This window comes from Pseudoalteromonas sp. Z1A6 (genome assembly GCF_011378745.1).
GTDB lineage: Bacteria > Pseudomonadota > Gammaproteobacteria > Enterobacterales > Alteromonadaceae > Pseudoalteromonas > Pseudoalteromonas arctica.
Genome location: NZ_WTKW01000087.1, coordinates 1 through 13,510 on the forward strand (window position 1 = coordinate 1; position 13,510 = coordinate 13,510).

The window sequence follows — 13,510 nt, forward strand, 5'->3', positions numbered from 1 at the left end:
CCGCAACTAAACTAGTTGCGGGCTTTTTACTTTTTATTTGTCAGTATTGATAAGTGAATTAAAGCATTTCGCCGTATTCAGTCATTACCTGTTCAACCCATGTTGCAATGCGGTCGTCGCTTAGCTCGTATTGACTGTCTTCGTCGAGTGCGAGTCCTACAAACTGTTTACCATCAGGCGTTAATGCTTTTGAAGCTTCAAACTCGTAACTACTGTCGTTTGGCCAAAAACCAAGTTGAGTAAATGTTTGCGTATTTATTTCGTCGTGTAGCATGCCTAGCGCATCTTGAAACCACTGCCCGTAACCTTGTTGATCGCCCATGCCAAATAAAGCAATGGTTTTACCATTTAGGTTTACGTCGGCTATGTCGTCCCACTTTGACTCCCAGTCTTCTTGTATTTCACCAAAATCCCATGTTGAAATACCAAAGATGATAAAGTCATACTGCTCTGCATTTTTTAGTGGCTCGTCTTTAATATTGTGCAGGGTAACTATATCGGCACCAATAATGTCGCGAATCTTTTCTGCTGCCATTTCGGTGTAGCACGTGGTAGAACCAAAAAATAAACCAATTTGCATCGTATTTATCACTGTGTAATTGCCTGATATGATAGGCTCAAGTTTACCGTAAGGTATTTTTAATTGATACCTTAGCAAAGCATGAGAGCATAATGTGACAACGCTATCTGACGATTCTTTTGAAAATAACAGCAGTATGAGCAGTAATAGCGACTACCTAGAAACCTTTTTAGATAGCCTGTACTTAGAACAAGGTGTAAGCGAAAACACATTAAGTGCTTATCGCAGTGATTTAGATAAGTTTTGCCTATTTTTAAAAGGGCAAAATTTAATGACGGTAACCGGGCTTGATGTAGAGGGGTACTTAGCTCACCGAGTTGATTTAGGTTTAAAACCACGCAGTACTGCGCGCAGCATTAGTGCGCTTAAGCGTTTTTATCAGTACTTTGTGCGTGAAAAACTAATTAGTGATACTCCCATGCTAAATATTTCTCAACCAAAAGCAGGGCAATCGTTACCTAAAACACTCTCAGAGGCCGAAGTTGAGGCATTATTAAATGCGCCTAATACCGAAGAAGCAATGGGACTGCGCGATAAAGCCATGCTAGAGCTACTTTATGCAACGGGTTTGCGTGTAAGTGAGCTTGTTGGCCTGCGCATGGAGCAAATTAATTTGCGCCAAGCGGTGGTGTTTGTAAAAGGTAAAGGTAATAAAGAGCGTTTAGTGCCATTGGGTGAAGAAGCCATGTATTGGCTTGAGCAATTTTTAAAGGTCGGGCGTGCACAAATGATAAAACACGCCACCGATTTTGTGTTCCCCTCTAAACGCGGAGTCGGCATGACGCGACAAACCTTTTGGCATAGAATTAAACACTATGCTATTTTGGCAGCAGTTGAGTCTCCATTATCGCCCCATACTATGCGTCATGCTTTTGCTACGCACTTATTAAATCATGGGGCAGATTTACGTGTGGTACAAATGATGTTGGGCCATAGCGATTTATCAACTACGCAAATTTATACCCATGTCGCCAATGAACGGTTAAAGTCGGTACATGCGCAGCATCATCCACGTGCGTAAGTTTGAAATTAAATATCATTAAGCCGGTCAATATATTAAGTCTTTTAGGATAGAGAGAAGTTATGAAAAAATTAATGTTAGCAGGTGCCATGTTGTGCACAAGTATTAGTGCATTTGCAAATGGCGTTGCTGTAACACCAGATGCTAATGATCCTATTATTACTAAATTTGCCGAGCTTGGTGTAACTGTAAAGCAAATTAATCCAAGCCCAGTAGCGGGTTTAAAAGAATTGATCACTAATAAGGGCGTGCTTTACGCAAGTCCAGATGGTCAATATTTAATGCAAGGTACGTTAATTGATTTAAATAATCGTAATAACCTAACAGAGCAAGCATTAAATGGCGTGCGTGTTGAAGGTCTTAAAGAATACGAAGAATCGATGATTGTGTACAAAGCGCCAAACGAAAAACACAGCATTACTGTATTTACCGACATTAGCTGTGGTTACTGTCGTAAATTACACCGCGAGTTAGACGATTTACTTGATGCGGGTATTACCGTTAAGTACTTAGCGTTTCCACGTGGTGGCTTACAAGGTTCAGGTTACGCAGATTTAATGAACGTATGGTGTGCACGCGATCAGCAAGAAGCACTAACAGAAGCTAAATCGGGCACAAGCACTAAAGTAGTTGCAGGCTGTAGCGCACCGGTTGCAGAGCATTACCAATTAGGTCAAAGCTTTGGTATTAGCGGCACACCCGCTATTATTTTAGAAGATGGTACGATGATCCCTGGTTATCAGCCAGCAGCGGCATTAAAAGCAGCATTAGAAGCTAACAAAGCGTCGTAATTAAACGCGTAGCATTATTAAAAAGGCCTTAATGGCCTTTTTTTGTCTTTTTAATACGACTCAATAAGTTAAAACTCTGCATGAAAAAACTAATCATTGCGCGTGAAAACGTTGACGACTCGCATCTCCCGAGTAATTTACACCCTGTAATTAAACAAATTTATGCTAACCGCAATGTATTCAATGCCGAAGAGCTAAATAACAGCGTAGCGACGCTTCACGACTTTAAATTGTTTAAAGACATCGACAAAGCCAGTGACTTATTAATTGAAGCATTAAAAGCACAAAGCCATATTTTAATAGTTGGCGACTTTGATGCCGATGGCGCAACAAGCACTGCAACTTTAATGCAAGGCCTTGAGATGTTTGGCTTTAAGCATTTAGATTACTTAATTCCTGACAGGTTTAGCTTAGGTTATGGCTTAAGCCCCGCACTTGCAGAGCAAATAGTACAAATAAAACCTGATTTAGTGATCACCGTAGATAACGGCATATCGTGTATTGCCGGTATTGATATTTTAAAAGCGGTTGGCATAAAAGTGCTGGTAACAGATCACCACTTACAAGGTGAGCAACTGCCAAATGCAGATGCAATAGTAAATCCAAATAGGCATGAATGTGATTTTCCGTCTAAATCGATTGCAGGCGTTGGCGTTGCTTTTTACTTACTAATAGCACTGAGAAGCGTAATGCGAGACTTAGGTTATTTTGAGCAACAGTCGCCACCTAACCTTGCAAATTTACTCGATATTGTAGCGCTTGGTACGGTTGCCGATGTAGTGGCACTTGATGCAAATAACCGTACGTTGGTGCATCAAGGTTTAGCACGTATTCGCAGTGGTAAAACACGCCCAGGTATTACCGCCCTTATTGAAGTGGCTAACCGCAATGCCGCACGTTTGAGTGCTAGCGACTTTGGTTTTTCGCTTGCCCCGCGTTTAAACGCAGCAGGGCGATTAGACGATATGAGTTTGGGTATAGCGTGCTTACTCAGTACCGATATAAACCAAGCGCGTAGTATAGCCGGCGAGCTCGATAGCTTAAACTTTGCAAGGCGCGAAATAGAGCAGGGCATGCAAGCAGAGGCGCAAGCTGTACTCGATAGGCTCGCATTTAGCGACGATAACATTCCTGATGCCATTTGCTTGTTTCAAGATGATTGGCATCAAGGCGTTATTGGTATTTTGGCTGGTCGCTTAAAAGAAAAATACCATCGCCCGACTGTTATATTTGCTGGTGGCGAAAATGGTGAAATAAAAGGCTCGTGCCGCTCTATTGAAGGGCTGCACATGCGCGACTTACTCGAAGGGCTTAACACTGCCGATCCGCATTTAATTAATAAATTTGGTGGTCATGCAATGGCTGCAGGTTTAAGTATTAACGAGCAGCACTTTAACGACTTTAAAAAAGCGTTTGACGCTGCTGTTAGCGCGCAACTGAGTGAAGAAAGTAAACGCTGTATTGTGTTTACCGATGGTGAGTTGCCAAACGACTGTTTTACGATGGAATTTGCACAGCTGTTAAAGCAATCGGGTCCGTGGGGGCAGCAATTTCCTGAGCCAGTGTTTGAGCATACATTTGAATTAATACAGCAACGCATAGTAGGCGAAAAGCATTTAAAGCTGGTGTTAAAACATCAATCAGGTCGATTAGTTGACGCCATCGCATTTGGTATTGATGTAAAAGAATGGCCAGATACCGAGGCTAAATTTGTAAAAGTAGCGTACCAGCTCGATATAAATGAGTTTAGAGGTAAATTTACGCTGCAATTAATAGTTAGAGAGCTTGAAAAAGTGCACTAAAAAATATGCACATATCATGCATAAAAGGCTAATAAAGCGCGCGGTTTTTTGTTAAAATCGGGCGTTTTTATCATTTGACGATAATTTATTGCGAAAACCCCGTTTAAATGGGCGCAATTACCTAGCCATTTTGGAGTGATGTACATGTTTGAAGTGAATCCTGTGATTAATCAAATCAAGGAAATTCGCGAACGTACTGAATTGCTTCGGGGGTACCTTTGACTACGCTCTTAAACAAGAACGCTTAGAAGAAGTTAACGCCGAGCTTGAAGATTCAGCCGTATGGAATGAGCCTGAACGCGCACAAGCGCTTGGCCGTGAAAAATCAGCATTGGAAGCGGTTGTTGAAACAATCGACAACCTTGTAGCCGGTACAGACGACGTTGAAGGCTTACTTGAGCTAGCAGTAGAAGCTGAAGACGAAGATACCTTTGTTGAAGCACAAACTGAACTTGCTGATTTAAACGAGCAGTTAGAAGGTTTAGAGTTTCGTCGTATGTTTAGCGGTCCTCACGACTCAAATGATGCTTACCTTGATTTACAATCTGGCTCTGGCGGTACTGAAGCTCAAGACTGGTGTAATATTTTACTACGTATGTATTTACGTTGGGGCGAAGCTAAAGGCTTTAAAGTTGAGCTAGTTGAAGCGACCGACGGTGATGTTGCTGGTATTAAAGGCGCAACAGTTCGCTTTGTTGGCGAATATGCTTACGGTTGGTTACGTACCGAAACGGGCGTGCATCGCTTAGTGCGTAAAAGCCCATTTGATTCAAGTGGTCGTCGTCATACCTCATTTGCTTCTGCGTTTGTATACCCAGAAGTTGACGATAATATTGAAATTGATATGAATCCGTCAGACCTACGTATAGACGTTTACCGTGCATCAGGCGCGGGTGGTCAGCACGTTAACACTACCGAATCGGCGGTTCGTATTACGCACGTACCAACAAATACCGTAGTACAGTGTCAAAACGAGCGTTCGCAGCATAAAAATAAAGCCCAAGCGATGAAGCAGTTAAAAGCTAAATTATTTGAGCTTGAGCTACAACAGCAAAATGCTGAAAAACAAACGCAAGAAGACGCGAAATCTGATATTGGTTGGGGTAGTCAAATTCGTTCATACGTACTTGATGACGCACGCATTAAAGATTTACGCACAGGCGTTGAAAACCGTAATACCCAATCGGTACTTGACGGTAACTTAGATAAATTTATTGAAGCCAGCCTTAAATCTGGCCTATAACCACCAAGCTAATAAAGAGCTAAAAAATGACTGATAAAATCCAAGACGAAAACAAGTTAATCGCTGAGCGTCGCGGCAAGTTAGACGCTATACGCGAAAATTGCCCAGCCAACGGTCATCCAAACCAATTCCGTCGTGAGCATTACACGGCTGATTTGCAAGCCCAGTTTGGTGATAAGAGCAAAGAAGAATTAGTAGAGATGCAAGAAGTTGTGTCTATCGCTGGCCGTATTTTAGCAAAGCGTGGACCGTTTTTTGTAATTCAAGACATGAAAGGTCGCGTACAAGCGTATGCATCTAAAGATGTTCAAAAAGATCTTAAAGAAAAATATGGTCAACTAGACACTGGCGATATTATTGGTGTTAAAGGTGCGCTAAATAAATCGGGTAAAGGCGATTTATACGTAGAAATGACTGAGTATCAATTATTAACTAAGTCACTTCGTCCGTTGCCTGAAAAATTCCATGGCTTATCAGATCAAGAAACAAAGTACCGCCAACGTTACGTTGATTTAATTACCAACGAAGCAACGCGCGAAACATTCCGTATTCGCTCGCAAGTAGTTGAAGGCATTCGTCGCTTTTTAGCAGACCGTGACTTTATGGAAGTAGAAACACCTATGCTACAGGTTATACCTGGCGGTGCATCTGCGCGTCCGTTTGTAACTCACCATAACGCGCTTGATATCGACATGTACTTACGTATAGCGCCTGAGCTTTACTTAAAGCGCTTAGTGGTAGGTGGTTTTGACCGTGTATTCGAAATTAACCGTAACTTCCGTAACGAAGGGTTATCTACGCGTCACAATCCAGAATTCACAATGATTGAATTTTACCAAGCATACGCTGATTACATCGACCTGATGAACATCACCGAAGACATGCTACGTACAGTTGCAGAAAACGTACTTGGTAGTGCAGTTGTAGTTAATACAACTAAAGACGAAAACGGCGAAGTGATTGACTCAGTAGAGTACGACTTTGGCCAACCGTTTACACGTTTAAGCATGGCGGACGCTATCTTAAAATATAACCCTGAGTTTGATGCTGCGGTATTTAATGACCCAGAAAACCACTTTGACGAATTAAAAGCGTACGCTAAACAAGTGCACGTTAAAATTCCAGAAAACTGCGTTTGGGGGCCTGGTAAGTTCTTGTGTGAAATATTTGAAGAAACAGCAGAGCACATGCTTATTCAACCTACGTTTATTACTGGCTACCCGTGGGAAGTATCGCCACTTGCACGCCGTAACGACGACAATGCATTTGTTACAGACCGTTTTGAATTTTTTGTTGGCGGTCGTGAGCTTGCAAATGGTTTCTCTGAGCTTAACGATGCACAAGATCAAGCTGAGCGCTTTACTCGCCAAGTTGAAGAGAAAGACGCAGGCGATGATGAAGCAATGCATTACGATGAAGACTACATACGCGCACTTGAGTACGGCTTACCGCCAACTGCAGGTGAAGGTATTGGTATTGACCGTTTAGTAATGTTGTTTACTGACTCATCAACAATTAAAGACGTTATTTTGTTCCCGCATATGCGTCCGCAAGCTGACTAAGCTTTTGGTAGAACAAAGTAAGTTAATAAACGCCGCTTAATAGCGGCGTTTTTTTGTTTTTTAAATCGGCTTTTGTTATTTTAGTTAATAAGTACTAAACTAAAAATTAAATGTAGTTATTAGTGCTGGTTAATGTGCAATTCAGCTTCGCTAATTTATTGTTATTGGCAGTTTTAATATTAAAACTAACAGTGCTATAACTTTTTAGTATGATTGTTTTTTAAACATATGTTGTATTAATGTAAAGGTTTTAGCTAAAATACGCACGAAATTTAAACTGCTTAGTATTTAGCAGTTAATATAGATTCTTAAAGGACTTAGAATAATAGTATGAAAGATAAACGAGTAGATGATTTATCAGAAGAATGCACAACAGAGCAAGAACGAGATGCTTACTACCGTGCTTGTATTGCCGAATTTCAACAATTAGGTTACCAAGAACAGTATTTGGCTCAGTTAACGGATGACTTAGTTCCTGTGCTAGGTGTTAATCCTTCAAATAAAAATACGTAACCCGCTTAAATTTCAAACTAATTACACTTTTAAACCAAGCATATGTGCAATCTGTAACCATATAGTCGTTTTTGGTAGAAAAGTGTTTGACATATTTTCTGAAATCTTTATTATACGCCCCACAAGACGGAGAGGTGTCCGAGTGGCCGAAGGAGCTCCCCTGCTAAGGGAGTATAGAGTTTGTAGCTCTATCGAGGGTTCGAATCCCTCCCTCTCCACCATTTCTTTTAATGGCGTGTTTTGTAAAGTTTTAAAGTATGGGTGCATAGCTCAGCTGGATAGAGTACTCGGCTACGAACCGAGCGGTCGGAGGTTCGAATCCTCCTGCGCCCACCATACTTTAATAACTCTGCTTAGAGTCTAAATAAGAAAAAGCTCTACTTAGAGTTAAAATAAGTAAACTATAAAGTGGGTGCATAGCTCAGCTGGATAGAGTACTCGGCTACGAACCGAGCGGTCGGAGGTTCGAATCCTCCTGCGCCCACCACTTTATAGACTCTCACTTAGAGTAAAAACAAGTAATAGTAAAAATGAAAGTGGGTGCATAGCTCAGCTGGATAGAGTACTCGGCTACGAACCGAGCGGTCGGAGGTTCGAATCCTCCTGCGCCCACCACTTTCATGTTTTCATACACTTTTAAGTGTAAGAAAAATAAACCGATGGAAATCGGTTTTTTTATGCCTGAATTTATACGCTCTGCTTAGAGTTTAAATAAGCAATCTATGAAAGTGGGTGCATAGCTCAGCTGGATAGAGTACTCGGCTACGAACCGAGCGGTCGGAGGTTCGAATCCTCCTGCGCCCACCACTTTCATAACAAGCCGACATTAAGTCGGTTTTTTTGTGCCCGAAATAAAGTGAAATTGGTAGATTGCTAACTTGTAGACGCTGAGCTTGCTCGCGTGAGAAGCGAAGCTTCTAATTACTTACAATCGATATAACTCAGACTTTATTTACGAGCTTCGCTCGTCGCGTCAGCAAATTGCACGCCTACAAGTAAAGCCAGCTCTAATCTTTAAATCCAAACACCGAGTTTATTTATTCGTTGTAGCCGCAGAGCTTGCTCGCGTGAGAAGTGAAGCTTCTAATTACTTACCATCGATATAACTGATATTTTATTTACGAGCGTTGCTTGTCGCGTCAGCAAGCTGCACGCCTACAAGTAAAGCCAGCTCTAATCTTTAAATCCAAACACCGAGATTATTTATCTGTTGTAGGCGCTGAGCTTGCTCGCGTGAGAAGCGAAGCTTCTAATTACTTACAATCGATATAACTCAGACTTTATTTACGAGCTTCGCTCGTCGCGTCAGCAAGCTGCACGCCTACAAGTAAAACTAGCTCTAATATTTAAATCTAAACTCCGAGTTTATTTATCCGTTGTAGACGCTGAGCTTGCTCGCGTGAGAAGCGCTAGCTTCTAATCACTGTATCTGCTCAAGCCCACTTAACCCTTTTCTAAAGCTGCTCTTTAATATTACCTATGTTATTTTAAACGCCTTGTTTAAAAGGATATTGCAGTATGTTTAAAACCCTATTTATTACGTTATTTTTTATTTTTAGCGCTATTTGTATTTCCAGCGCACAAGCCAACGAAGCTAATAACTCACTTATGGTAGGTGCGCAGCAATATGCTAAATATTTACCGCAGTTAAAAAATAAAAGCGTAGGGCTGGTAGTTAATCAAACATCAACGGTAGGGCAAACTCACTTAGTAGATGCTCTACTGACTAAAAGCATCAACATAACTAAAATTTTTGCACCAGAGCATGGTTTTAGAGGCGATCACGATGCAGGCGCACATGTAAAAAGTGCCGTTGATAATAAAACTGGTATTCCGCTTATTTCAATTTATGGTAAAAATAAAAAGCCAAACCAAGCTGCTCTAGCCGATGTTGATGTAATTATTTTTGATATTCAAGATGTGGGCGTACGTTTTTATACTTACATAAGCTCTATGCACTACATGATGGAAGCCGCTGCAGAGCAGGGGATAGAATTTTTAGTACTCGACAGACCAAATCCAAATATTGCCTACGTTGACGGACCAATATTAGAGCCGCAATTTAAATCGTTTGTAGGCATGCACCCCATTCCTGTTTTGCACGGTATGACCGTTGGCGAGCTTGCCAAAATGATCAAAGGCGAGGGCTGGATCAATAAAGCGGCCGATTTAAAACTAACCGTGATCCCTGTTGATCATTACACTCGCAAAAGTACGTATAGCTTGCCTGTAAAACCAAGCCCTAACTTACCAAATGACCAAGCGATTGCGCTTTATCCGTCGCTTTGCTTTTTTGAAGCAACGCCCGTAAGTATTGGTAGAGGCACCGATTTTGCGTTTCAAGTAATAGGCTATTCGCCAGTTGCATTAGGTGATTTTAATTTTACGCCGCGTGCAATTAAAGGTGCGGCTTTAAATCCTAAATTTAAAAACCAAACCGTACAAGGGCTCGATTTAAGACAGGCAAATATCACAGGCCTAAACTTAACTTACTTAATAAATGCGTACACGGAGCTTAGTAAAAGCAACATCTCGTTTTTTGAGCGCGCTGACTTTATGGATAAACTAGCGGGTACTAATAAATTGCGCTTAGCTATTGAAGCAGGGCAATCAGAGGCGCAAATAAAACAAAGTTGGCAGGCGGGGCTTGCGCAATTTAAAGCGCAAAGAGCGCCTTACTTGTTATATAAATAAGGGCTAAGCATGTTTATTGCTTTAAAAAATCAAAGGTGTAGTTATATAAAAAAAGCATTTATAGCGGCGTTAAGCTTTATTGTTGTGGGTTGTAGTACACCACCTGAGCCTATTAGCTCGGTGCTACCACTTACAAAAAGCCAACTTGTAGAACTGCCTAACGCACAAGTGGTTGTAACGTTTCCTGAGGTAAATCCAAGTAGCCGGTTTTATGTAAATAACCGAGGAACGTTTAAAGCTTACAAAGGGCGCGGGCAATTATTAATACAAAACCACAACGCACAAAGCGCCGATATTTACATTAATAATCAAAAGCTCGACGTTAACCAACTAAGCGCCAACACCTTATACAATTACAGCTTGGCAAAAAACACTCACAACGGCGTTAATACCTTTAAAGTTGAAAATATTCTCCCTGCTGGCGCAAGTTTAACGCTGCGTTTTGCATTTCCTACTTTAAGCGACGATCCAATAAAAAGCATAGATTTTAGCGAAGTGGACGCATTAATAAATCGCGATGTAAAAGCGGGTTTTCCTGGGGCTGTGTTGGCTGTTGTTAAAAATGGCGAGCTAATAAAGTTAACTGCTTATGGCGATGCAAAGCAATATCAGCAAAGTGACTTAATGCTGTTACGCCCGGAGCCAATGCAAACTAATACCTTGTTTGATTTAGCCTCAAACACCAAAATATTTGCCACCAACTTTGCCCTTATGAAATTAGTAAGCGAAGGGCTATTAAATATTAATAAACCCGTACAAAGCTACCTAAGCGAATATAAAGGCGAAGGGCGCTCACAACGCACAGTAAAAGATTTACTTACACACAGCGCCGGATACCCGCCAGTATTTGACTTTCATCGTAAAGATGGCAGCAATGGCGACGCGTTTTATTCGCAAAACAGTAAAACCACCAAACAGCTATTACTTACCAGCGTGCCTTTTAGCAGTAAATCATCTGCTCAGCCTATTTACTCAGATATTGATTACATGATTTTAGGCGTACTAATTGAGCGTATCACTGGGCAGCCCCTTGACCAATACCTAGAGCAGCACGTGTATGCGCCACTAAAATTAACTAACACGTTATTTAATCCACTGAAAAAAGGCTTTAAGCCGCAGCAATTTGCAGCCACAGAGCTTAGCGGTAATACGCGAGACGGGCGTATTAAGTTTGATAATATTCGCACTGGGGTTTTACAAGGCCAAGTGCATGACGAGCGCGCTTACTACTCGCTTGATGGCGTAGCAGGGCATGCGGGGTTATTTAGTAACGCCCACGACTTAGCTGTGCTTTGCCAGTTATTACTAAATAGCGGTGGCTACGGCGACCAACAATTATTTAGTGCAAGCGCCTTAGCGCAATTTTTAACGTCGCAAAGCAGCGATGAAACCTACGGGCTTGGTTTTAGGCTTGCCGGTAATAACCAAGCAAGGCGTTGGCACTTTGGCCCTTATGCAAGCGCACAGGCTTATGGCCACACGGGTTGGACGGGTACAGTGACCGTAATTGACCCCGCTTACGACTTAGCTATTGTTTTACTTACCAATGCTCGCCATAGTGCCATTAAAGGCTCGCAAAAACGTTACGAATTTACAGGCAAACAATTTGAAACCGCACAGTACGGATCGGTAGTGTCGCTTATTTATGAAGCACTACTAAATCAATAAGCTATCGTATAGGTTAAAACGTACTAACTGTGCCACCTTAAGTGATTTATTTACAGGTGACTTGAGTAAGCCAATCCATTAAGCTAAGCGGTCTATAAAACTAAGCCGGTTTATGTTGTTAGGCTTAACAAATAAGCGTTAAAACGCGTACAAAGCGAGGCTACTCGCTAATAATTAAGGTTAACTTTTTATGCATTGGTATTCTATTTTACCGCCGCTAATTGCGATTGCTATCGTGTTTTGGCGAAAAGAAGTGATTATGGCGCTACTTGTTGCCGTTGCTTCTTCTGAGTTTTTACTCGCCTTGCAGGGCGAAGGTAATAGCTTGTTTGATACTTTTTTAAATACCATTGAACGTATTATTTCGGTTGCCAGCTCGCCAGGTAATACACGCATATTAATATTTAGTATTTTAATTGGTGCACTGCTTGCCTACATTCGCGAATCTGGCGGCGTTGCAGCAACTGTTAATATGCTAATGAACAAAGGCATTGCAAAAAGTAAGCGCCAAGTGGGCTTTTTAACCATGTTTACCGGTATAGCGGTATTTATAGAATCTAACCTGAGCGTACTTACCTCGGGTATTTTATCGCGTGGCTTATTCGACAAATTTAAAATGAGCCGAGCGCGTTTAGCGTATATTATTGATAGCACCAGTGCGCCAGTGTGTATTTTAATACTGCTTAACGGCTGGGGCGCATTTGTACTTGGTTTGTTAGGTAATTACGAGCTAGGTGAGTCGGCCGTATCGGTATTATGGGGCAGCGTAGGGTATAACTTTTACGCCATAATTACCCTTGTCATTGTTTTTTACACCATCGCGTTTGATAAAGTGCACGGCCCTATGAAAGAAGCCGAAGAAAAACTAGAGCTTCAAACAACCGACTTAAAAGATGAAATAAAAGCCTCTAAAGCGCGTTACATGTTAATCCCGCTTATTACGCTCATTACCAGCATGGTTGGCTTTATGTATTACACTGGTAATGGTGTATTAGCAGAAGGCAGCGGTTCTAAATCAGTATTATACGCAACGGTTTTAGCCATTGTTGTTGCTTACTTTTTAATGATTGGTTCGCGTAAATTTACGCACCATCAATTAGTTGATACCGGTTTTAAAGGCATGGGCGAATTAATGCCACTGGTCGCCATTGTACTGCTTTCGCTTACACTTGGCGCAAGCTTAAAAGAGTTGGGTACTGGCGTATTTGTAGCGTCACTTGTTGGCGACTACCTACCTATTTACTTAATAGTACCTGTGCTGTTTTTAACTGGTGCGGTTATGTCGTTTACTACGGGTACATCGTGGGGCACGTTCGCTATATTAATCCCAATTGGTGTGCCACTTATTCAAGCGCTAGGTTTACCGCCATCGCTTGTGGTAGGTGCTATTTTGGGTGGTGGTATATTTGGCGATCATTGCTCGCCTATATCCGACACCAGCGCTGTATCGGCTATTGCATCGGGATGTGACTTACTCACCCATGTTAAAACGCAGCTACCGTATGCCTTATTTGGTGGTGGCCTTACGTTTTTAGCGTACTTAATAACAAGCATTATTGTTTTATAAAATACGATAGTTTAAATAGTTAAAAGCCTGCTTAATTGCAGGCTTTTTTGTTTTCAAAATAAATAAAGC

10 protein-coding genes and 5 tRNA genes are annotated in these 13,510 nt (G+C 41.5%); 14 read left to right on the forward strand and 1 reads right to left on the reverse strand.

Translation table 11 applies throughout. The features are described 5' to 3' along the window. Nucleotides 1–58 precede the first annotated feature (58 nt). Nucleotides 59–580: a flavodoxin FldB gene (gene fldB / locus GQR46_RS07645; RefSeq protein ID WP_165740615.1), complete on the reverse strand. Its 522-nt coding sequence runs from the start codon at nt 578–580 to the stop codon at nt 59–61. A gap of 94 nt (nt 581–674) precedes the next feature. Between fldB and xerD the strand changes: the two genes are divergently transcribed. The 14 genes from xerD to GQR46_RS07715 all read left to right on the forward strand — a co-directional run bounded on the left by xerD (nt 675) and on the right by GQR46_RS07715 (nt 13,441). After that, entirely contained in the window at nt 675–1,601 is a 927-nt protein-coding gene (gene xerD / locus GQR46_RS07650) for a site-specific tyrosine recombinase XerD (RefSeq protein ID WP_165740610.1), read from the forward strand. Between the two features lie 62 nt (nt 1,602–1,663). Then, nucleotides 1,664–2,392, forward strand: coding sequence for a bifunctional protein-disulfide isomerase/oxidoreductase DsbC (gene dsbC, locus GQR46_RS07655; protein WP_024596174.1), 729 nt, complete (start codon nt 1,664–1,666; stop codon nt 2,390–2,392). A gap of 80 nt (nt 2,393–2,472) precedes the next feature. After that, on the forward strand, nt 2,473–4,194 hold the full coding sequence (gene recJ, locus GQR46_RS07660; RefSeq protein ID WP_165740611.1) for a single-stranded-DNA-specific exonuclease RecJ: 1,722 nt from the start codon (nt 2,473–2,475) through the stop codon (nt 4,192–4,194). Nucleotides 4,195–4,338: 144 nt separating this feature from the next. Beyond that, nucleotides 4,339–5,437 (forward strand): peptide chain release factor 2 gene (prfB, locus tag GQR46_RS07665; protein ID WP_165727224.1). Its coding sequence is split into 2 segments (ribosomal slippage): nt 4,339–4,413 and nt 4,415–5,437, totalling 1,098 coding nucleotides; the frame shifts between segments, so codons are not numbered across the junction. Between the two features lie 26 nt (nt 5,438–5,463). After that, entirely contained in the window at nt 5,464–6,999 is a 1,536-nt protein-coding gene (lysS, locus tag GQR46_RS07670) for a lysine--tRNA ligase (protein ID WP_165727225.1), read from the forward strand. 330 nt (nt 7,000–7,329) lie between these two features. Beyond that, nucleotides 7,330–7,512 carry a hypothetical protein gene (locus GQR46_RS07675; protein ID WP_165727226.1) on the forward strand — a complete coding sequence of 61 codons (183 nt, stop codon included), beginning with the start codon at nt 7,330–7,332 and terminating at the stop codon, nt 7,510–7,512. Between the two features lie 128 nt (nt 7,513–7,640). Further along, nucleotides 7,641–7,733, forward strand: a tRNA-Ser gene (locus GQR46_RS07680). Nucleotides 7,734–7,771: 38 nt separating this feature from the next. Beyond that, nucleotides 7,772–7,848: transfer RNA gene (locus GQR46_RS07685), tRNA-Arg, on the forward strand. A gap of 74 nt (nt 7,849–7,922) precedes the next feature. Next, nucleotides 7,923–7,999 (forward strand) — tRNA-Arg (locus GQR46_RS07690). A 51-nt stretch (nt 8,000–8,050) separates the two neighbouring features. Continuing rightward, a tRNA-Arg gene (locus GQR46_RS07695) sits at nt 8,051–8,127 on the forward strand. 115 nt (nt 8,128–8,242) lie between these two features. Then, nucleotides 8,243–8,319, forward strand: a tRNA-Arg gene (locus GQR46_RS07700). Between the two features lie 711 nt (nt 8,320–9,030). After that, on the forward strand, nt 9,031–10,206 hold the full coding sequence (locus GQR46_RS07705) for a DUF1343 domain-containing protein (RefSeq protein ID WP_165740612.1): 1,176 nt from the start codon (nt 9,031–9,033) through the stop codon (nt 10,204–10,206). A 9-nt stretch (nt 10,207–10,215) separates the two neighbouring features. Then, entirely contained in the window at nt 10,216–11,874 is a 1,659-nt protein-coding gene (gene pbp4b, locus GQR46_RS07710) for a penicillin binding protein PBP4B (protein ID WP_165740613.1), read from the forward strand. Nucleotides 11,875–12,064: 190 nt separating this feature from the next. Continuing rightward, complete coding sequence (locus tag GQR46_RS07715) at nt 12,065–13,441, forward strand: Na+/H+ antiporter NhaC family protein (RefSeq protein WP_165740614.1); 1,377 nt, start codon at nt 12,065–12,067, stop codon at nt 13,439–13,441. Nucleotides 13,442–13,510: the final 69 nt, after the last annotated feature.

What these genes read in the sequence shown, in the direction of transcription:
- GQR46_RS07705 (WP_165740612.1), top strand. Translation starts at nt 9,031, where the DNA reads ATGTTTAAAACCCTATTTATTACGTTATTTTTTATTTTTAGCGCTATT.
- dsbC (WP_024596174.1), top strand. Translation starts at nt 1,664, where the DNA reads ATGAAAAAATTAATGTTAGCAGGTGCCATGTTGTGCACAAGTATTAGT.
- fldB (WP_165740615.1), bottom strand. Translation starts at nt 580, where the DNA reads ATGCAAATTGGTTTATTTTTTGGTTCTACCACGTGCTACACCGAAATG.
- lysS (WP_165727225.1), top strand. Translation starts at nt 5,464, where the DNA reads ATGACTGATAAAATCCAAGACGAAAACAAGTTAATCGCTGAGCGTCGC.
- GQR46_RS07715 (WP_165740614.1), top strand. Translation starts at nt 12,065, where the DNA reads ATGCATTGGTATTCTATTTTACCGCCGCTAATTGCGATTGCTATCGTG.
- GQR46_RS07675 (WP_165727226.1), top strand. Translation starts at nt 7,330, where the DNA reads ATGAAAGATAAACGAGTAGATGATTTATCAGAAGAATGCACAACAGAG.
- pbp4b (WP_165740613.1), top strand. Translation starts at nt 10,216, where the DNA reads ATGTTTATTGCTTTAAAAAATCAAAGGTGTAGTTATATAAAAAAAGCA.
- recJ (WP_165740611.1), top strand. Translation starts at nt 2,473, where the DNA reads ATGAAAAAACTAATCATTGCGCGTGAAAACGTTGACGACTCGCATCTC.